The sequence below is a fragment of the Colwellia sp. RE-S-Sl-9 genome (assembly GCF_048296855.1).
In the GTDB taxonomy this organism is placed as follows: domain Bacteria; phylum Pseudomonadota; class Gammaproteobacteria; order Enterobacterales; family Alteromonadaceae; genus Pseudocolwellia.
This window is the reverse complement of the sequence record NZ_CP182631.1, coordinates 4,492,224-4,511,641: the sequence shown is the minus strand read 5'-3', so window position 1 is coordinate 4,511,641 and position 19,418 is coordinate 4,492,224. Positions and strand designations below refer to the sequence as shown.

Annotated in this window: 21 protein-coding genes; 5 read left to right on the top strand and 16 right to left on the bottom strand. The window is 33.6% G+C overall.

Translation table 11 applies throughout. The features are described from left to right. Positions 1-42: 42 nt before the first annotated feature. The 4 genes from ACM9HF_RS19680 to ACM9HF_RS19665 all read right to left on the bottom strand — a co-directional run bounded on the left by ACM9HF_RS19680 (position 43) and on the right by ACM9HF_RS19665 (position 4,501). Positions 43-1,008 (bottom strand): PstS family phosphate ABC transporter substrate-binding protein, encoded by a 966-nt coding sequence (locus ACM9HF_RS19680; protein WP_473613241.1) that lies wholly within the window; start codon positions 1,006-1,008, stop codon positions 43-45. Positions 1,009-1,274: 266 nt separating this feature from the next. Next, a complete protein-coding gene (phoR, locus tag ACM9HF_RS19675; RefSeq protein WP_473613240.1) occupies positions 1,275-2,582 on the bottom strand; it encodes a phosphate regulon sensor histidine kinase PhoR in 1,308 nt (435 codons plus the stop codon). 3 nt (positions 2,583-2,585) lie between these two features. Beyond that, a complete protein-coding gene (gene phoB, locus ACM9HF_RS19670) occupies positions 2,586-3,281 on the bottom strand; it encodes a phosphate regulon transcriptional regulator PhoB (protein ID WP_076418640.1) in 696 nt (231 codons plus the stop codon). 293 nt (positions 3,282-3,574) lie between these two features. Continuing rightward, a complete protein-coding gene (locus ACM9HF_RS19665) occupies positions 3,575-4,501 on the bottom strand; it encodes a porin (protein ID WP_473613239.1) in 927 nt (308 codons plus the stop codon). Positions 4,502-4,891: 390 nt separating this feature from the next. Here ACM9HF_RS19665 and rdgC point away from each other — a divergent pair, with 390 nt between their 5' ends. Continuing rightward, complete coding sequence (gene rdgC / locus ACM9HF_RS19660; protein ID WP_473613238.1) at positions 4,892-5,812, top strand: recombination-associated protein RdgC; 921 nt, start codon at positions 4,892-4,894, stop codon at positions 5,810-5,812. Between the two features lie 129 nt (positions 5,813-5,941). Here rdgC and msrQ read toward each other — a convergent pair whose 3' ends face one another. From msrQ to ACM9HF_RS19630, 6 genes are all read right to left on the bottom strand, one after another. Continuing rightward, on the bottom strand, positions 5,942-6,541 hold the full coding sequence (gene msrQ / locus ACM9HF_RS19655; RefSeq protein WP_473613237.1) for a protein-methionine-sulfoxide reductase heme-binding subunit MsrQ: 600 nt from the start codon (positions 6,539-6,541) through the stop codon (positions 5,942-5,944). Further along, positions 6,541-7,554, bottom strand: coding sequence for a protein-methionine-sulfoxide reductase catalytic subunit MsrP (gene msrP / locus ACM9HF_RS19650; protein ID WP_473613236.1), 1,014 nt, complete (start codon positions 7,552-7,554; stop codon positions 6,541-6,543). The genes msrQ and msrP overlap by 1 nt, the downstream gene beginning before the upstream one ends. A 132-nt stretch (positions 7,555-7,686) precedes the next feature. Then, a complete protein-coding gene (locus tag ACM9HF_RS19645; protein ID WP_473613235.1) occupies positions 7,687-8,043 on the bottom strand; it encodes a glutaredoxin family protein in 357 nt (118 codons plus the stop codon). 138 nt (positions 8,044-8,181) lie between these two features. Beyond that, positions 8,182-8,733, bottom strand: coding sequence for a DUF2058 domain-containing protein (locus ACM9HF_RS19640; RefSeq protein ID WP_473613234.1), 552 nt, complete (start codon positions 8,731-8,733; stop codon positions 8,182-8,184). A gap of 91 nt (positions 8,734-8,824) precedes the next feature. Then, a complete protein-coding gene (locus ACM9HF_RS19635) occupies positions 8,825-9,466 on the bottom strand; it encodes a nucleotidyltransferase family protein (protein ID WP_473613233.1) in 642 nt (213 codons plus the stop codon). Positions 9,467-9,537: 71 nt separating this feature from the next. Next, a complete protein-coding gene (locus ACM9HF_RS19630; RefSeq protein WP_473613232.1) occupies positions 9,538-9,882 on the bottom strand; it encodes a hypothetical protein in 345 nt (114 codons plus the stop codon). Positions 9,883-10,330: 448 nt separating this feature from the next. On the opposite strand from ACM9HF_RS19630, the gene ACM9HF_RS19625 reads away from it, so the two are divergent. Together ACM9HF_RS19625 and pheA are read left to right on the top strand one after the other, a co-directional pair. Beyond that, positions 10,331-10,717, top strand: a complete 387-nt coding sequence (locus ACM9HF_RS19625; RefSeq protein ID WP_473613231.1) for an MAPEG family protein — start codon at positions 10,331-10,333, stop codon at positions 10,715-10,717. Positions 10,718-10,978: 261 nt separating this feature from the next. After that, complete coding sequence (gene pheA, locus ACM9HF_RS19620; protein ID WP_473613230.1) at positions 10,979-12,154, top strand: prephenate dehydratase; 1,176 nt, start codon at positions 10,979-10,981, stop codon at positions 12,152-12,154. A gap of 103 nt (positions 12,155-12,257) precedes the next feature. Here pheA and ACM9HF_RS19615 read toward each other — a convergent pair whose 3' ends face one another. Beyond that, a complete protein-coding gene (locus ACM9HF_RS19615; protein WP_473613229.1) occupies positions 12,258-12,671 on the bottom strand; it encodes a hypothetical protein in 414 nt (137 codons plus the stop codon). Between the two features lie 314 nt (positions 12,672-12,985). Here ACM9HF_RS19615 and ACM9HF_RS19610 point away from each other — a divergent pair, with 314 nt between their 5' ends. After that, positions 12,986-13,789: a peptidylprolyl isomerase gene (locus ACM9HF_RS19610; RefSeq protein WP_473613228.1), complete on the top strand. Its 804-nt coding sequence runs from the start codon at positions 12,986-12,988 to the stop codon at positions 13,787-13,789. Between the two features lie 77 nt (positions 13,790-13,866). Here ACM9HF_RS19610 and nudC read toward each other — a convergent pair whose 3' ends face one another. The 4 genes from nudC to hpf all read right to left on the bottom strand — a co-directional run bounded on the left by nudC (position 13,867) and on the right by hpf (position 16,177). Next, complete coding sequence (gene nudC, locus ACM9HF_RS19605; protein WP_473613227.1) at positions 13,867-14,829, bottom strand: NAD(+) diphosphatase; 963 nt, start codon at positions 14,827-14,829, stop codon at positions 13,867-13,869. After that, positions 14,822-15,163, bottom strand: coding sequence for a winged helix-turn-helix transcriptional regulator (locus ACM9HF_RS19600; RefSeq protein WP_473613226.1), 342 nt, complete (start codon positions 15,161-15,163; stop codon positions 14,822-14,824). The genes nudC and ACM9HF_RS19600 overlap by 8 nt, the downstream gene beginning before the upstream one ends. Positions 15,164-15,308: 145 nt before the next feature. Beyond that, positions 15,309-15,719, bottom strand: a complete 411-nt coding sequence (gene arfB / locus ACM9HF_RS19595; protein WP_473613225.1) for an alternative ribosome rescue aminoacyl-tRNA hydrolase ArfB — start codon at positions 15,717-15,719, stop codon at positions 15,309-15,311. Positions 15,720-15,817: 98 nt separating this feature from the next. Continuing rightward, positions 15,818-16,177, bottom strand: a complete 360-nt coding sequence (hpf, locus tag ACM9HF_RS19590; RefSeq protein WP_473613224.1) for a ribosome hibernation-promoting factor, HPF/YfiA family — start codon at positions 16,175-16,177, stop codon at positions 15,818-15,820. Between the two features lie 618 nt (positions 16,178-16,795). On the opposite strand from hpf, the gene ACM9HF_RS19585 reads away from it, so the two are divergent. Further along, positions 16,796-17,896, top strand: coding sequence for a 1-acyl-sn-glycerol-3-phosphate acyltransferase (locus tag ACM9HF_RS19585; RefSeq protein ID WP_473613223.1), 1,101 nt, complete (start codon positions 16,796-16,798; stop codon positions 17,894-17,896). An 87-nt stretch (positions 17,897-17,983) separates the two neighbouring features. On the opposite strand, the gene ACM9HF_RS19580 is transcribed toward ACM9HF_RS19585, so the two are convergent. Next, positions 17,984-19,417 carry a zinc-binding metallopeptidase family protein gene (locus ACM9HF_RS19580; RefSeq protein ID WP_473613222.1) on the bottom strand — a complete coding sequence of 478 codons (1,434 nt, stop codon included), beginning with the start codon at positions 19,415-19,417 and terminating at the stop codon, positions 17,984-17,986. Position 19,418 lies beyond the last annotated feature (1 nt).

Here is a 19,418-nt window from a genome sequence, read left to right as displayed (position 1 = left end):
CTGACACTGTCAGGCTTTTCAATTTAAAAATGATTAAGTTAACTAGTGAGTTAAACCTAACTTTTTAAACTCTTTATCTACAACGCTTCTAGGTAATGGAATATAACCATCTTTTTCTACAATAGTTTGACCTGATTTAGATAAAACCATTTTCAAGAATTCAGCTTCCATAGGTGCTAAAGGCTTATTAGGATGTTTGTTCACGTAAACATATAGAAAGCGTGATAATGGATACTTTTTAGAAACCGCATTTTCCATATTTGCTTCTACGAAATTATCACCTTTTTTAGAAAGAGGTAATGCACGTACACCAGAAGTTTTATAACCAATACCTGAGTAACCAATACCGTTTAAAGATGCCGATACTGACTGTACTACAGATGCTGAACCCGGTTGCTCATTTACTGTGTTTTTGAAATCACCTTTACAAAGGGCTTTCTTTTTAAAGTAACCGTATGTTCCAGATACCGAGTTACGACCGTATAGTTGAACATCTTTACCAGACCAGTCACCCGTTAAGCCTAAGTCACCCCAACGATCAACATTTTTATCTGCACCACATTTTCTGTTGTTAGAAAAAATAGCATCAACTTGGTCAATACGTAGACCTTTAATTGGATTGTCTTTATGAACAAATACCGCTAACGCATCAATAGCTACACGAACAGCTGTTGGCTTGTAACCATACCGTTTTTCAAATGCTTCTATTTCTCTAGACTTCATCTTACGACTCATTGGCCCTAAGTTTGAAGTAGCTTCAGTTAATGCTGGTGGAGCTGTAGAAGAACCCGCAGCTTGTATTTGAACATTTACATTTGGGTAAGTACGTTTAAATTCTTCAGCCCAAAAAGTCATCATATTGGCTAAAGTATCTGAACCTACTGATGATAGGTTGCCTGAAACACCACTTACTTTTTTGTATTCTGGTAATGTATTATCAACTGCTAAAGTTGAAAAACTTACTAAGCTTGTAAAACTTAAAATGCTTAAAGCACGTTTAAAACCCATGTCACTCTCCGACGAATGTTGTTATATATAATTGATTGCGGTGTAGTATATAAACGCAATGTAAAAATTATAGGGCGCTTATGTGACAGTTAAATGACAATTGAAATAAAAAAGAAACAAATTAGAAATAAAAAGGAAATATAGTTGAAATAAGAAAGGATTACAGGGATGAATAATTATCACATAAATCTATTAGAGCGTGTTGATGGCCCCTATTACGAAGTATTAGAACCACCAATATATTGATTAATATGTTGGCTAAAAATTTAGTTAGTTAACGAAACCATACTTTTAGCATCAAAATAAATGATAAATTCACTTCCCTTATCTAACTCACTATTAATACTTAACTCTGCATGGTGATGATTTAATACATGCTTAACAATAGCTAGCCCTAAACCAGAACCACCAGTATCACGAGATCTTGATTTATCTACACGATAAAAACGCTCGGTTAGTCGGTTGATATGTTGTTTACTAATGCCTGGCCCGTCATCTTTCACACTGTACATCATTCTATTACCCGATTTTTTCCAAGTAATATGAATATTTCCATTGGGTGCCGTGTAACCTATAGCGTTAGACAATAAATTAGAAAATGCACTTTTCAATTCTGTATCAAATCCTAATAAGCCAAATGAGCTATCTATTTCGGTAGTTATAGTGTGTTTTTTATCTTGATTTAACCATTGTGAATCTTCAACTAAGTCTTCTATTAACTCAGGCACGTTAACTAAATGTTGATCATGGTTATCAACATTAATTTCTGTTCGAGATAAAACTAACAGTTGCTCAACCAATCGGTCCATACGTGAAACTTGTGATTCAATGGTCGCGAAAGTTTTTTTCCAATGAGGATTAAAAGTTTCTTCTTCCATTTGGATCATTTCAACATAGCCTCTAACTACCGTTAAAGGTGTTTTTAGCTCATGCGAAACATTAGCAACAAAGTCTCTGCGCATTTCTTCTAAGCGGCGAATTTTACTCACATCACGCGCTATAAAAAGTAAATGTTCAGTTCCATAAGCCATAAATCGAAGTTCTAAATGAATTTCATGATTAACGGGAGAAACAATGTGGCAAGGAGTATCCCAATTATGCGCATCGAGGTATTTTGAAAATTCAGGAAAGCGAATTAAATTATCGATACGCTGGCCAACATCGCCAGAAGTGCGTACACCTAATAATTTTTGTGCTTTTTTATTGCCCCATTGAATAATAAAGTCTTTAGATAACACTAAAGCGGCATCAGGTAATGCCTCGGCTCCGTCTCTAAACTGACGAAGTTTATCATTCAATTTTTTTTGTTTTTGACGATGTCTTTTTATTTGTCGATATAATCCATTATAAATATCACCCCAAACACCATCCGCTTGCGGAGGCGAAATGGCCTTACTCTGCCATATCCAATTAATAAATTCGTACAAATGACGGTAGTGCCAAGCAATAACAGTAAGACTACATAATGCTAAAGCGGCCCAAACACTACCTAGTAAATATCCGAGTAAAACACTTAATGAAAGCCAAGTACCTAGTCGTAAAAATAAAGTACGAATAATTAATTTAAAATGCATAGTTTAAGACGATAATTTTCCAGAAAAACGATAGCCAGAACCACGAACTGTTTGAATAAAATTTTCATGACCTTGTCCGGTGATTGCTTTACGTAATCGCCTGATATGAACATCTACTGTTCTATCTTCAACATACACGTTAGTTCCCCAAACATTATCGAGTAACTGTTCACGACTATAAACGCGTTCGGTATGTGTCATAAAAAAATGTAATAAACGAAATTCGGTTGGACCTAAGTCTAAATTGCTATCATGAATAGAAACACGATGAGAAACAGGATCTAATTTCATACCATGAAACTCAATCTCTTCTTCTAAAGACGTGGGAGATACTCTTCTGATAACCGCTTTTATACGAGCAATAAGCTCTTTAGGCGAAAAAGGTTTAGTTACATAGTCATCGACCCCGGCTTCAAAGCCTTTAACTTTATCTTCTTCGTCACCCCTAGCAGTTAACATAATAATAGGGATATTACGTGTGTATTCGTTTTGCTTAAGTGATTTTGCTAGTTTAACCCCTGTGCCACCTGGCAACATCCAATCTAATAAAATAAGATCAGGATAAGGCTCAACAACTTTTTTTGTGGCTTGTTCAAAGTCTTCAGCTTCAACTACATTAAATCCGTTTTGCTCTAAAACAAATGTAATCATATCTCTGATCGGCGTTTCGTCTTCGACAACTAAAATACGTCTGCTCATAAAATTCCTGCTATGTTTCAAAAAGCGGTCAATATAACCATGTTAAATTTACCTCTTAATTAAAAACGTAAAAGAAGTAACAATATTCATACCCGTTACCATTCAAGATGCTTATTACAGATTTTTCATCTGGAATAACAACTGGTATATATGTTCATTGTGCTAAATTTAAGTGACACTTTTATGACAAAGCGAGAGATTAAGTGAATAATATCAAGAACAACTTTAGTTCACTATCTTTTAATCATAAAAAAGCCGCATTGAATGCGGCTTTTATCAGGCTATACCAATAACTAAAAGTTATATTCAATACCTACCGCTAAATATTCTTTATCCACTTGGCTGTCTAAATCAAAATTGGTGTAAAAAGCAAACAGCTTAGTACTTTTAGCTAAAGCATAGTCAACACCTAGAGTAATGCCTGATAGATCATCACCGTCTTTAAAATTAGCAGTTTGTACTTGCCCTTTATACGTTAATTTATTTACAGAATACTTAGCCGATACCATTAAACCATCCATTTCAGCAGTACCATCAATTCTTTCTTGTGTTTGAAGCATTGCACCTAAAGTAATACCTGAAACTTTACTTTGCACAGTTGCTCTAACTACGTCATATCCATTAACTTCCGAATCCATTGCAACAGAGGCAAAAAGTTTAGATTTTTTAAGCTTAGAATCACCATATGATACTGATAAAGAGTAAGCATTGTCAGCTTCAACACTGTCTTCAGCGATATAAGTAACACCTACTTGAACATCAGAAAATTTAGGTGATTTATATGTAACCGTGTCAGCCATACGGTTTTCACCTTTCCATAAAGTTTTAATATCACCATTTAAATCACTAAAAAGGTCAACCTTGCCTTGCGACTGTTTTAAAACCGTATCGTTTTTACCTAATAACACTTCACCAAAGGCACCGCGTAATCCTATGTATTGATTACGATCGGTAATGCTATCTCCTTTAGCACTATCACCGTCAAGGTCTACTTGAAATTCAGCTTTGTAAACAACTTCAAGCCCTTCTTCTAATTCATGAGTACCTTTAACACCAATACGTGACGCATTGCTTTTCACTTCAGTAAAAGAGCCTTTGCCATCATCTGAAGACTGAACCGTAACGTTAGCTTTCCCGTAAATAGTAACGTCTGCAGCATATGTAGTTATTGATAACGAAGATAAAACAGCAATGGCAAGTATATTATGTGTAAGTTTCATGTTGTGCCTTAAATTGTTTGAAAGTGTATTATTTAATGGTGCATATTTTGCCGTTAATTTATGACAAATTTATTACAATGCGACAAAAACTTTAAAGTTTTATTACATTATCATTAAAAATATATTTCTTTTTAGTTTCTTTTTTATGACTAAACAAAGAAAAACCTGTTTTATATTTAAGCCGTTTATCATTTTTGTTATTTCTTTATTGTGCTTAGTTTTTTCTTCTTTTTATCGCTAATTTTCAATTTAACCATAGTCGTTAAAAAATAAAATGACAAATAAGTGAATCTTAAAAGGACTTTTCAATGAATAACCCAATCAATTAAGCTATTATTACCCACTTTCTTCACTCAACATCCCTATAAATATGGGGCAGGATTATTATCAATGTGGTTTAAGAACCTTTATTTTTTTGCTTTCACGCGCCCTTTTGAATGGTCTGAACAAGATATAGAAAAACAACTTTCTGAGCACTTATTCACGCCTTGTGCTTCTACAGAACAATCTCATTTTGGTTGGGTAAACGCATTAGGTAAGCACGGTAGTACAATTGTGCATGGCGTAAACAATAATTTTTTATTATGCGCTAGAAAAGAAGAAAAAATTCTTCCAGCTCCGGTTATTAAAGATCAACTAGAAGCTAAAATAGCGTTGCATGAACAAGAACATTCGCGTTCAGCAACTAAAAAAGAAAAAGAACAATTTAAAGAAGACATTATTTTTGAATTGTTACCACGTGCTTTTTCACGTGTAACCGATACACATGCCTATGTAAGCCCTGAACATAACATTATTGTTATTAACACCGGTTCAAGAGGTAAAGCAGAAGATTTCCTTGCTTTATTACGTAAAGCGCTTGGCACATTACCTGTTACTTCAGTATCACCTGAAAAAGCACCTGATGAAGTAATGACAGATTGGGTAGCAGGTACTGAACTTGGCGACAACTTTAATTTAGGTATGGAAGCTGAATTTAATGCGCTTGGTGATGACGGTGCTGTAGTGCGCGTTAAAAATCAAGATCTAGCAAGCGATGAAATAAAAGCGCATTTAGATGCCGACAAATACGTAGTGAAAGTTGCTCTTGAATGGGATGACGCTATTTCGTTTATTTTATGTGATGATTTAGCCATTAAACGCTTAAAGTTTTTTGATGTACTACAAGAGCAAAACGATGATATTGATAGCGACGATATTATTGCTAAGTTAGATGCTGATTTCTCATTAATGGCTGGAGAAATAAATCGCTTAATTGATGATTTATTAAAAGAGTTTTCGGTAAAAACAACCGATTACTTAGAAAGCTAAAAACTTATAATTACCTTAATGGTAAAGTTAGTTAACAAATAATAAAAACCGATATTATACCAATTACATTATAATATCGGTTTTTTATCTTGTTTTTAATGTGCTGGTATTACCCATTTAAAAAGAACACTACAACCACCGACGAAATTTGTCGCGACGTAAATAAAGTAACAAAATAAGCACGGCGATATACATTAACGGGCTGGTTAGCTCAGACTTAACCGACCAATAAAAATGAGTCACGATAAGTATCCCAGCTAAATAAGTTAAGTTATGTAGTTTTTGCCACCCCTTCCCCATTTTGCGGCGTATAGTGCTTATTGAAGTTATAGCTAGTGCACTTAAAATTAATAAAGCTACCATTCCTATAGTGATATAAGGCCTATCAAATATCTCATCAATAAATAAACTAAAATCGAATTGTACTTCAAAAAATAAAAAGTTTAATACGTGTAATACCGCATAAAAAAAGGCATATAAACCAATCACTCTACGCAAGTTAATCAGTTTCCCTTGTTTTAAAAATTTAGCTAATGGAGAGATTGTTAACGACAATAAAAATAAGTTAAGTGCTCCAATTCCAGTAAAGTGAATAACTTCTTTTACAGGATCTGCGCCTAACTCATCTATAAACGCCAGCCAATATAAGTTGATTAAAGGTAATAATGAAAAAACATGTACAAAGGTTTTAAGCAACCAAATAGGCGGAAAATATTTTTTAATCTGCATCAATAATATTTCCGTAAATCCATATTTTCATACATATCAGCAACTTCTTCGCCGTAGCCATTAAAAGGTAAAGTATCGATTCTATTTCGAGAAAATAGCCCTCCAGATGTTATCTTACGTTCACTTGCTTGGCTCCAGCGAGGATGATCAACTGCAGGGTTTACATTCGCGTAAAAGCCATACTCGCTAGGTGCTAATATATTCCATGTTGTAGGTGGCATTTTTTCTACTAATTTAATACCTACAATCGATTTAATACTTTTGAAACCATATTTCCAAGGCACAACTAATCTTATAGGTGCGCCATTTTGAGCAGGTAATGTTTTTCCATATAAACCTACGCTCATTAATGTAAGAGGATTCATTGCTTCGTCAATACGTAAACCCTCAACATAAGGATAATCGATACCACCACCAACTCTTCGGCTTCTTTGTCCTGGCATTTGCTCAGGATCATGTAAGGTTTCAAAGGCTACATACTTTGCTTTTGAGGTTGGATCGGCTTGTTTAATTATTTTAGATAATGAAAAACCTAACCAAGGTATAACCATAGACCATGTTTCAACACAACGTAAACGGTAAATACGTTCTTCAATGGCATACTTATTAAATAGATCATCGTAATCTAAAGTAAACGGTTTATTCACTTCACCTGATATTTTTAGCGTCCAAGGATTTACTTTAAACGCTTGAGCGTTGTTTATAGGATCTGATTTTTTAGTACCAAATTCATAAAAATTGTTATGGCTAATCACTTTAGTTTCTGGCGTAAGCACTTCACCTTTCATGGCATTTTTAGCGGGTGAATACTTTATCGCTTTTGTTTTAAATACTTCCGCTTCTTCATCAGAAGAAAACAGATCAAAACCTTTAGCATTAGCTGAACTTGCTAACAAAGTACCGGCTCCTAAAAAGCCCATTTTTTTTAACAAACTTCGTCTATCAGTATAAACATTCTCGTCTGTAACACTATTTTCTGTTAAAGCTGATTTAGCCGGAGTTTTAATAAGCATGCGGTACTCACTCTCTTAAAGGGAACTAGATTCTAAAATTAATAGGTTGTTAAATGATAAGACCGTATTAAGCATGATTCATTTCATACTTAATACAGTAAATAGAATTGAGAGTTAAAACTTACTGAAGAATTAAGCAATTTTTCCTAAGTAATTAATAATGTCTTTCGATTCATACAACCAAGTAACAGCTTCACCCGGTTTAGCTATTTTTAAACAAGGAACCGTTCTTTTTCCACCTTCGTTTACTAGTTCGTTAAGGTATGTTTCATCTTTAATATTACAAATATCAATTTGTAAACCTTGACGTTTTATTGCTCTGCGTACTTTGACACAAAACGGACAAGCAGGTAATTGATATAAACTTAAATGTTGTGTTTGGGCATTAATTTCATTTTGTGCATTTGCATCTCGTTTAGGCGAACTAGGTGAAAAAATAAAATTCAAACCTAAAATAATGCGACCTAAAATCCATCTGATAATAAACATATTGACTCTTTTTATATAATTAATTTTAACGTAGTTAAAGTTAGCGTAGTTAAGGTTAGTTCAACTAAAGGACCGAACATAAAGTAAATTACATTCAATAATAATTCCTCATAGCATTCAAGGTATGAGGTTATATCATTACCACATTAAGTCGTCTGGAATTTGGAATTCAGCGTATGGATCATCTTCTACTACATCATTAGTTTCAACTTTATCGTTTTGAACCAAAATAATAGAACTATCTAATGTCGCTATTTTCTCTGCTGTTTCTGAGGTAACAACGTAGGTTTTTTCGTCTAAGCCACAAATGGCTAAACGTCCATTAACAAGCGCTCTATGGGTAATAGCATCAACCAATAACTTTTTAACTTTACTGTTAAAGGTATAGTTGTATTCGGTTTCACCATCAATTCTTGTCAATTTATGATGCTGTAATATTTGAAGAATTCTTAAGTGTGTTTCTTTTTGAGCAAGTTGCTTGTTTTTCTCAGCATTAAGCTCAGCATCTTTTTTCGCTTTCTCTTCTTTGCTTTTTGCTAAATCTTGTTTTACTTTTTCTTGCAAGCTCAGGTCGTGTTTAACACCACTTCTTTTTTGCTTATTTTTTTTGCGCTGATCGCTATTAGCTTGACGTGCTTTTTGTTTAGTAGTTAAGCCTGCTTTTAACAATTGATCTTGTAACGACGCCATAAACTATTTGTCCTAATTGGGGTCACGAATAAAAATGCTATTTTAGCAGTTTTGCTGATTTATTAAAGAAACAAAACTAAAGATAGTAGAATTATTCAGGGTAAACATATCTCAGTTTTGATAAATCGTTGGCCGTATCTAAATCAATAAAAGCTTCGGGTAAATCAACGTGTATGACTTGCTCTATCTCTTTCATCATTAATGCTTTTGCACCTTTATCTCCCTTTAAAGCCAATAATTGAGAAAAATAAGCTTTCGGAAAAATAGTGGGAGGACCAATTCGATTATCTAATTGAGTATGAGGTTGTATGTTTTTGTTAAGCGGTAATTTGTTATTACGAGAGCAAGATGAAGTTACTATATTACATTGATTATCTAATGACGTATCAATAAGTGGAATAAGTAATGATTTATTAATTTGCCATTGATCAACTAAAACAATCATCACACGTTCAATTGTTTCAGGTAAACACTTTATTGCAGAACTGATAGAAGAAGACATACCTTGTTGCCAATGAGGATTAGTAACAAGTTTTACCGGTAACGGCACTAACAACGGTTTAAATAAGTTAGTCTCGTATCCTAAAACACAATATACATGTTTTGTTATAGATAAGGATATTTTGCATTGCCTAACGAGTAAACTTTCACCGTTTATTTCAACTAACTGTTTTGGGTGACCTAATCTTGAAGACTTTCCTGCAGCCAAAATTATTACAGCAAAATCATCCATTAAAGCACCCAAAAAAGTAAGTCGCCAGCATCAACTTAACATGCTGATTTAGCAGGAATAAATAACTTTGATTAAGTCACTAATCTCATTGGTACATCTACAGAAGTAGACTTGTTGTCTAACGTTTCAACTTTTACGTCTTTCGTTACCGACTCACCATTATGGTATCTATGATATGAAAAACCTTCTAACCCCATTTTTTTACAAAATTTATGAAAAGTTAAAAAATCTTCTTTACTGAACTCTTGTTCGTCTTTAGTTAATAAACCGTCTACATACATTGTGTCGCCATTTAAATTACAATTGGCAATAGCTGAATAAGGTTTACCATATTCATCTACACGTAATGCTCTAACCGTTTTAACTTCAAAGACCCATTCACCTACTTGTATGTAACGAGCGCTTTCTTGTGACATTTTATGTACCATTAATTGAGTCAATCTAGCTTTACTGCCGTTGACTTACAAACCTATCTATATATCAACCATGATAAATAGTCATGTAAAGTGGTAGCTATTGAATTATGAAGTGTTAACTTCTTCAATTACACATACTTGTGAATTAGATTTATATTACTAATACTCATCAAACTTAGTTAATGAGTAACAAATACAAACTTATACTGCTTAACACCAATCATTATAAATCAATGCTAAATAACCTAAACGATAACCAACTCTTCACATTATCTTAACAAATAAAGCGACTAATACAAACGCCTATATTTAAGAATTCATGAAAGATTAATTGATTAAGTTTTTATAATGAATATAACCAGTAGGAGAATAATAAATATTCAATTAAGCATATACAAAATTTTAGTGTAAAGTTATATATCGAACATTTATAAATCAAGGAGTTAGAATGACTTTACTTATTTGGGTTTTATTTATTGCGGTATTATTGCCTTTTGTGGCTAAAATCCCTGTAGTTATAGCAATGCATCAATTAGGAAAGTACGATAACCAACATCCAAGAAGCCAACAAGAAAACTTGACAGGATTAGGTGCCAGAGCCTTAGCTGCTCATCAAAATGCATTTGAGTCATTAATTATATTTTGTCCTGCAATATTAATTGCCGTAGCAACTAATCATACAGGCGATCTTATTCAACAAATAGCAATCACTTACCTTATTGCTAGAGTGGTATATAACCTATTATATTTACTTAATTTCAGCACATTACGCTCGTTTGTTTGGGCAATTAGTTTATTTTGCCCTGTGTATATTATTTGGTTATGTATTCCCTAATAAACACAAATTATAGATCTTGTTAAATTCATCTAAATAAACGGTTGAATAAATTACCTTACATGGCTACGATATGACGATGAACCTTATTCAATCTTTTTATTTTTTACGATTTATACTTTTTCCTTTCTTTAATTGAAGATGAGGGGATTTTTGTTTTGTAAAAAAACAATAATAACCTCCTAGTTGGAGGTTTTTTTATATGTAAAATAAAAATATTGATGTTAATGATTTCTCATTTGATTTTATAGGAAAAATGCGGTGAACGAAGATCTAGATCTTGACAAAATTCGTGAAAAAATTACTAAGCTTGACCAACAGTTACTAGAACTTTTTGCTCAAAGACGTTCTCTTACATTGAATGTAGCTAAAAGCAAAGCACACCAAATAAGACCAGTACGCGATCAACAACGTGAACAAGCACTACTGATTAGGCTAATAACTGAAGGTAAAAAATTAGGTTTAGATGCCCACTATGTTACGAGTGTTTTTCATACGATAATTGAGGACTCCGTATTAAATCAGCAAGCCTATTTACAAACACTTGCTAATCCAAATATTCAGGTTCCGACAGTAAGTGTTGCTTTTTTAGGTGACAAAGGTTCTTACAGTTATTTAGCTAGCCATCGATATTTTTCTCGACGAGCTGAAAAAATCATTGAATCAGGTTGCCAAAGCTTTGCTGAAATAATGCAACGAGTTGAATCAGGCCAAGTAGACTACGGCATGTTACCGATTGAAAACACAAGTTCAGGTAGTATTAACCAAGTATACGATGTGTTACAGCATACTAACCTGTCGATTGTAGGTGAAATAACTCAACCTATAGAGCATTGTTTACTTACTGCTGTAAACACCAAGCTTAGCGATATCAAAACAATTTACGCACACGGCCAGCCTTTTGCTCAGTGCAGTAACTTTTTAGATAAACAAAAGAACATCCGTATTGAGTATTGCGAAAGTACAGCAGAAGCGATGGCTAAAGCATATGAATTACAAGACAAAACAGTTGCAGTTATTGGTAGTGAAGAAGGTGGTCAGCTATACAAACTACATGCGTTAGAAAAGTCTATTGCTAATCAAGCAGAGAACCACAGTAGGTTTATTCTTGTTGCGCGTAAACCTGTAGATGTTGCTGAACAAATTCCAGCTAAAACAGCTATTGTTTTGGCCACCAGCCAAAAACCAGGTGCCTTAGTAGAATGCTTAATCGTATTAAAAGAAAAAGGCATTAACATGTGTAAATTAGAATCTCGCCCTATTCAAGGTAGACCTTGGGAAGAGATGTTCTATTTAGACGTAGAAGCTAATTTAAAGAACTTAGCCTTACAAGAAGCTATTGCTGAAATAACTCAGCACACTAACTTTATTAAAGTGTTAGGTTGCTACCCTATTGAGCACATTAGCCCAACAAGTGTACCAAGTAGCTCTCTTTAAAAATATAATCAGTATGTATACCCGTTATCATTCAATATGCAGGTTTCAGTGGGAACTAAAATACGTATCTTGAGCAGTAACGGATATAAATAAAAACGCCGACTTATAAGTCGGCGTTTTTATTATTTTCTCGGTTAATGTTTAAAAATCTAAATACTATGGCAGTAAGTAGCAATATAGTTAATGCTGGTATAGCGGCTGAAAGCATAGAAGCTAGCATGAATTGAGATGTAAATAAGGTTAAAAAAACAAAAGTAACACTGGGAAGAATTAACCAAAAGGGATGTTCACTGGTACATACATTAAAAACCCAACTCATAATAAAAATAATAATAAATGTTACTCCCACTGAAGTAACAGCAGTAACCGTTAAAGCGTAATAATCAATAACAAAATCTGGGTACTGATGAAAAAACTCTAATACCGCGGCATTCTTACCAAAACTAATTAACCAGACAAAAGATGCAGCAATTAAACAGCCAAAAATAAACGACCAAAGCTTTTTATTAACATTCATAATTTTACTAACTCTATTATTTTTATTATTCATTAAATATATATAATAAGTGTATTTTTTAATCAAGATATTTATAGATGCATATATTTTTATTAAAAAGAGTTGTAAATGAAGGAACATTACGAAAAACAAAAGTTCATCAACAATAATTACAAAAAATCACATTATTTTATTTATATTAATATCAAAAAGTTAGCTTTATTTCCTCACTCATTATCAATAAACAGTAAATATTGCCTGTTGTTGTTTTAATTCATAATCTTTACTATCCAACTCACTATATTAAAAACAATTCCAATAATTATGAGGTACTTATGATAAATAAGTTAAAATGCAATTATATTGCATCTATTTTTAGTCTTACCGCAGTATTTTCCTGTTTCACAAGTAATGCGACTATTGTTGAATTTCAAACATCACAAGGGAATATTCAAGTTAACTTATTTGACGAAGATACCCCAAAAACAGTGGAAAATTTTTTAGCCTATGTAAATGATGGCGCGTATACCGACAGCATTATCCATAGAAGTGTTTCTAACTTCATATTTCAGGGTGGCGGCTATACTTTTAATGGTGCCGAATTAGAAACTATCCCTCAAAATGCTGCTGTGATTAACGAACCTGTTTTTTCTAATGTAAAGGGCACAATAGCTATGGCAAAGCTAGGAGGTGATCCTAACAGTGCGACAAATCAATGGTTTTTTAATTTAACAGATAACAGTGCAAACTTAGATCTTCAAAATGATGGATTTACTGTTTTTGGCCAAGTGGTAGCAGGTGATATTGCAGTAATGGAAGCAATAGGTAATATTCCAACTTGCAATGCTAGTGCTACCTTTACCGACATCCCTCTCGTAAATTTTAATTGTGTCGCCGGTGCAGTTCCTGCTGCTGAAAACTTTATTACTATATATCAAATTGTTATTGTTGATTCGTCTTCGGCAACAGCTCAAGATTTAACACCAGTAAAAAATACGTTAATTACTCCAGAAGAACCTACAACTCCTGAAGAACCTACAACGCCTTCAGATGATAGCAGTGGCGGTTCTATGTTTTGGGGATTAATCGCCTTATTGAGTACATTAGTATTTAGAACTAAATTAACTAGATCCCATTAATATGACGACTTAAATGATTAAGGTTGGAATTATTTAACATGTATACTTCCAACCTTCTCTTTTCAATAAATCTCTGTCTAATTATTTTCTACCCATGCATTAATTAGAAAGCGAGAGATAGACTCTTTTCGAGGTAATTTGTAATTATCCCCCTCATCTCCCCATTCATCAAATGTTCGTATTTCATCAGCAGTAAACCACTGTGCGTCACGAATTTCTTCATCGTCAATTTGAATAAAAGAATCATTGGTTGTTGCATAAAAGCCAAGCATTAAGCTGCTAGGAAAGGGCCACGGCTGCGAAGTGATATATTTGACAGTAGAAACGTTAACGCCAGCCTCTTCTTTCACTTCACGTATAACGGCTTGCTCTATTGTTTCAGCCGGATCAACAAAGCCAGCGAGTGTGGAAACCACTTTATCGGGTATTCTGTGATGTTCAGCTAATAAACACTGTGCAGGCCCGTTATCAGGCTTATATTCAACCAACATAATCACAACGGGATCGGTTCTTGGGAATACTTCTTTACCACACTCGGCATTTATACAAATCAATGAATGTCCAGCATTTTGGGGCTTAGTAAAATTCCCACAACATCCACAAAATTGATTAGATCTATGCCAATAAGTTAGCCAATTAGCATATCCCAAAATTGAAGCTTGTTTGCTAGACACGATAGCTAATGAGGATCTTAAATCAATTAATTCAATGGTCTCATTACAAATTTCAGTTACGCTATCCCTCTCCATAAAAGATATATCAATTACAAAAATCGGTGATGTATTATCCATACCTAAAAAAATAAAAGGGCTCTCTTTATCTTGTCCATCTGGTTTTTCAAGCAATATATGAGATTTACGATTACGATCAAATATGAATAAAGTAGTATTATTAAACAAAAACTGCCCTTTCCAAATAGGTATTATTTGGCATTCTTGATGTTTTAATTGTTCTAATAACCACTCATAACTCTTACGTTTAGAGGAAGCTCGATCTAAAAACATCTCAGTAAATGAAAAGTTGGGAGTTAATCTATTCATTCAAATCATCCTTTAACGATTGACTCCAGTTAACAGACCAGCTTCCTAAAGGCTGAATTAGGGTAAAAAGTTCATTCCCTAAATGAGTGAGACAATAACCATTTAAACCTTTTTCAACAATCGAGGTTTCTCTTAATTCACTAATACGTTTATTTAAAAGAGTTGGCGAGATATTTTCGCACCTTTCTTGCAACTGTCTAAAGGTACATGAAGATTTTTGTAAATTCCAAATAATACCAAGCGCCCACGTTCGACCTAATAAATCTAATAACGCCATAATAGGTTTACCCGTTTTAGAGCCCCTTACTGGCTCCCCTGGTAACGGAAATGACATGTTGTTTTATCTCTTAATGAATAATATAAAAACTATATCCGATCATATTACGCTACACAATATGTAGCACCCTAAATAATAATTTTAATACAATGATGATAAAGAGATTGAGAGAGGGAACTGTACTGAAAGAGTTTATAATAAATTAATGAGCAATTTTTTTTCTTAGCGTTTTTACCGTTCCTCTTTGCTTTTTATGTTCTATACGTTTTCTTTGTGAGCCTTTTGTCGGTTTAGTTGCTCGTCGTACTCGCTGAACTATAGCCACACTTTTTATAAGCTCTTGCAAACGTTTGAGAGCATCGTCACGATTTTTCTCTTGAGTACGGTGAACTTGTGCTTTGATAATAATTACACCGTCTTTTGTGATCCTTTTATCTTTAAGTGCGAGTAATCTTTCTTTATAGAAATCAGGGAGTGAAGAAGCATTAATATCAAAACGAAGATGGATCGCTGAAGAAACTTTATTGACATTTTGTCCGCCAGCACCTTGAGCACGTACAGCATTAAGTTCGTATTCATTATCTAACAGTATTACAGAATTAGAAATTATCACATGAAGCCAGTAATTAATTGAAGTAAAGATGGAGGGAAGTTGTCAGGAGTTCCCTCCTGACATAAAGTCTAAACGTTTGGATTTTAAACAATTTAAAACTATGAATTTAAATTCATTTCTTGCACTTTCTCATGTGCAATTATAGGGGTTGTTGGATTTGGCTTACTATGTAAGTTTGCTTTTAATTGACCTTTTCTATGATTAAGCGCCGCATCTAACTTTTTAGCAGCAGCAGCAATGGCTGGATACATCACATCATTTTTAGCTGATGTAGATATTCGACTACCTTCATAATTTGTAATTATTTCAGTTTGATATTGTCCGTGTTCTTTAGAAAGAATCACATCAAGTGTGATGATTGTGGGAAAATGACTCGCAATTTTAGCAAATTTTTCGTCTAGGTGCTCTTTGATTGAATCTGTAACTTCTACATGATGACCAGAAAGATTTATTTTCATAGGTTTTCCTTTTAATTGTTACTCATTAAATAACCTGAGGGCTTACAGGTGAAAAGGCAAGTATTTTTTATGCTTTATTTTTTTAAAAATCATAACCATTTGTTTTTAAGTAATTAATATTTTTCAAGAACAGTAAAAATTTGTAACTAAAACACTCCTTTTGCAATTTATTACTCCATTTTATAACCCGTTAATACTTGTAAATATCTCAAATCTTCGCTTACTTCTCTTTCCCCCTTACTCAAGCTTTTATACAGTACCTTCTTTAATCTATAGCATAGTATTAATTTTTAGCTACAAGAAACAGCCAAAATATAAAGAATAAAACGAACCCAATAAGAGCTCTTCCTTGAGAATTTATTGCTAAACGTTACCCTCTCCTATTTTTAACTTTTTTAAAGCTCCCAACGGTTCCAGGTTAAATACTAACCTTTTTGGTGCGCAGTTAAAGATCAAGAAAAAATACCTACCATCACACAATAAAAGCATTAACGAAGCTAATATTTACGATATAATATGCCTATATATGTTGAACTTCTGTTATACGATTCGTTCAAACAATTTAAGAAGATAATTATTTAAATTATTTTTTATTTATACGCTACTTTGGATCCATAGATGTTTGATGATATACGACCTTATCGAAATGATGAGGTAGCTTCCGTAATACAAAAGCTTATTAATGAACCTGCACTGCAAGCCTCAATTGCCGGTATAAAACTTCCGCTAACGCATAAGATATTTCCAAATTTAGCTAAGTTTATTGTTAAAGTTTACTTTAAAAGTCGTTTAAGAAAATTTAATTGTATTGATGATATTCAAAAAGAAGTTGCGAAGTACCTTTATCACTTAATTGATACGAGTTGCTCGCACTTTTCATATAATGGCATCAGTAAAATAGATCCAAACAAACCGTCGTTATTTATTAGTAATCATCGCGATATTGTAATGGATGTTGCTCTAGTTAATTTAGCTTTGTATCAAAGTGGAATAACTACGGTAGAAGCTGCTGTTGGTGATAATTTATTAAACCAGCCTTGGGTGTCTGATTTAATGCGTTTAAATAAAAGTTTCATTGTAAAGCGCAGTGAAAAAACTAAACGAGCTATGCTAACTGCATCAAAACAGCTTTCGAGTTACATTCACTACACGCTATCTGAAAATCAGCAGAATATTTGGATAGCTCAACGTGAAGGCAGAGCTAAAGATGGTATTGATAAAACCAATTCGGCACTTATTTCTATGCTACTGTTAAATAAAAGTAAAGAAACAAGTATTAGCGACTATTTAGAGCAGTTAAATATTATTCCTGTTGCCATTTCTTATGAGTTTGATCCGTGTGATCAAGATAAAGCAAAAGAGTTAGCAGCAAAAGAAGCAACCGGTGAATATCAAAAATCAGAAAATGAAGATTTTGATAGCATAACCCGAGGTTTAGTAGGTAAGAAAGGACATGTGCATATTGAGTTTTGTGATCCTATCCTTGGTGATTTTGAAGATAGTAAAGCGATAGCTCAAGCTATTGATGAAAAAATCATTGCTAATTATAAACTTTATGACAGTAATCAAAAAGCTTATGAGCTACTGAAAAATACAGAAATTGAGCCAAGTGACAACCCTCTTTACAATAGGCTTCAACAGCTTACTAATGAACAGAAAAAATGGTTGTTAACTATGTACGCTAATCCTGTATTAGCTAAAGAAACCTTAAACACCTAACAACTCTACATCGACCAATTATCATATAATCTTAATAACGCATTTATTTTCAATTTAACGAAAAAAATGCGTTAACTATTATCGATATTACTTTTCCTGATAAAAAGCAGACATAGCTTTATAAAGCGAATATAAATCAACTTTAGAACCAACCGCATAGGGTGAATGTATCGATAGAATAGGAATGCCAAAATCGATAACTTCCATATTATCATTTGATAAATCACTTCCTATTGTTCCACCCGATGCTTTCCCTTTGTAGGTAGATGTTTGCCATTTAATATTATTGTTATCTAAGTAGTTACGCGTCCACGCCATATATTCTGAGTTAGCATTAAAACCGCCACCATAAAGCTTTAAGTTAACACCATTACCTAAACGTGGTGCATTGCCTAACTCCCATACACCAGCCCAAGAAGGATTTACACCTGGGTTTACATCAGCAGAAATAACTTTAGTTTCTCTTAGTACTTTACGTAGTAAATAGTCGTTATAACTAGTGCCTTTTTCTTTATATAAAAGCCCACTGAGCAAATCAACTAAATAACTTGAACCTGCCCCTGTGTTGTTAATATTACCCACTTCTTCATTATCAACTAAATAGGCGATAGAGGTGTATTCAGGTGTTTTTTGTTCAAGTAACGCATTAACGGCGGCGATAGCAGATGCTTTATCATCTTGTCCGTAAGCGGCGATCATACTGCGATCAAAACCAACATCACGAGGCTTCAAAGCAGGTATTAAAGCTAATTCCGCAGACACTAAGTCTTCAAGGCTAATATCATACTCGGTAAGTAAAAAATTGGTGACTACATCTTTAACAGACGTATCAAGAGCTGGTTTAGCCGCGATAATAACATCTAATTCTTCTTTCTTAATAACTTCTCGGCTGGTACGATTTCTGTTGTCGTGATCAACATGAGGCGCTAGGTCAGGCACTAGTAGAATAGGGTCGTTTTCATTAAAACCTACTGAAATATTAACGGTTGTACCGTCTTTTTTATCAACACGGCCTACTAAAGCTAAAGGAACATTTACCCACTGATACGTTTTAATGCCACCATGAACGTAAGTTTGAAATAAGGCAAATTTTTCCTTTTCGTATAATGGGCGTCCTTTTAACTCTAAACGAGGAGAATCTATATGTGCACCAACAATACGTGTACCATTTTCTAGCGACTTTTTACCGATAACAATGAGAGAAATAGTTCTATCTCTGTTTACGTCATAAAAACGTGCTCCCGGTGTTAACTTACTTTTATCTGTAAGTTTTTTAAAACCTTTCTTTTCAACTCTTTTAACGGTTTCAGTTACAAAAGTAAGCTCAGTAGGTGATTTATAAATATAGTCTTTATACTGAATAGCATACGCTTCAACAGCCTTTAATTCTTTTTTAGAAAGACTTAGCCAGCTTGAATTAACAGGTTCTTTTTCTACTTTATTGTCTTTAGTAAAACCTACTACTGGTATCGTAAGCCCTGCGACAACAGCAATACATGTGATTGTTTTTATTAAATTCATT

Coding starts and splice junctions, on each gene's coding strand:
- phoR (WP_473613240.1), bottom strand. CDS start 2,582: ATGCATTTTAAATTAATTATTCGTACTTTATTTTTACGACTAGGTACT.
- ACM9HF_RS19665 (WP_473613239.1), bottom strand. CDS start 4,501: ATGAAACTTACACATAATATACTTGCCATTGCTGTTTTATCTTCGTTA.
- ACM9HF_RS19645 (WP_473613235.1), bottom strand. CDS start 8,043: ATGTTTATTATCAGATGGATTTTAGGTCGCATTATTTTAGGTTTGAAT.
- ACM9HF_RS19600 (WP_473613226.1), bottom strand. CDS start 15,163: ATGTCATTTCCGTTACCAGGGGAGCCAGTAAGGGGCTCTAAAACGGGT.
- ACM9HF_RS19625 (WP_473613231.1), top strand. CDS start 10,331: ATGACTTTACTTATTTGGGTTTTATTTATTGCGGTATTATTGCCTTTT.
- msrQ (WP_473613237.1), bottom strand. CDS start 6,541: ATGCAGATTAAAAAATATTTTCCGCCTATTTGGTTGCTTAAAACCTTT.
- ACM9HF_RS19585 (WP_473613223.1), top strand. CDS start 16,796: ATGTTTGATGATATACGACCTTATCGAAATGATGAGGTAGCTTCCGTA.
- ACM9HF_RS19580 (WP_473613222.1), bottom strand. CDS start 19,417: ATGAATTTAATAAAAACAATCACATGTATTGCTGTTGTCGCAGGGCTT.
- phoB (WP_076418640.1), bottom strand. CDS start 3,281: ATGAGCAGACGTATTTTAGTTGTCGAAGACGAAACGCCGATCAGAGAT.
- nudC (WP_473613227.1), bottom strand. CDS start 14,829: ATGAATAGATTAACTCCCAACTTTTCATTTACTGAGATGTTTTTAGAT.
- ACM9HF_RS19640 (WP_473613234.1), bottom strand. CDS start 8,733: ATGGCGTCGTTACAAGATCAATTGTTAAAAGCAGGCTTAACTACTAAA.
- hpf (WP_473613224.1), bottom strand. CDS start 16,177: ATGAAAATAAATCTTTCTGGTCATCATGTAGAAGTTACAGATTCAATC.
- msrP (WP_473613236.1), bottom strand. CDS start 7,554: ATGCTTATTAAAACTCCGGCTAAATCAGCTTTAACAGAAAATAGTGTT.
- ACM9HF_RS19610 (WP_473613228.1), top strand. CDS start 12,986: ATGATAAATAAGTTAAAATGCAATTATATTGCATCTATTTTTAGTCTT.
- ACM9HF_RS19615 (WP_473613229.1), bottom strand. CDS start 12,671: ATGAATGTTAATAAAAAGCTTTGGTCGTTTATTTTTGGCTGTTTAATT.
- ACM9HF_RS19630 (WP_473613232.1), bottom strand. CDS start 9,882: ATGTCACAAGAAAGCGCTCGTTACATACAAGTAGGTGAATGGGTCTTT.
- ACM9HF_RS19635 (WP_473613233.1), bottom strand. CDS start 9,466: ATGGATGATTTTGCTGTAATAATTTTGGCTGCAGGAAAGTCTTCAAGA.
- rdgC (WP_473613238.1), top strand. CDS start 4,892: ATGTGGTTTAAGAACCTTTATTTTTTTGCTTTCACGCGCCCTTTTGAA.
- ACM9HF_RS19680 (WP_473613241.1), bottom strand. CDS start 1,008: ATGGGTTTTAAACGTGCTTTAAGCATTTTAAGTTTTACAAGCTTAGTA.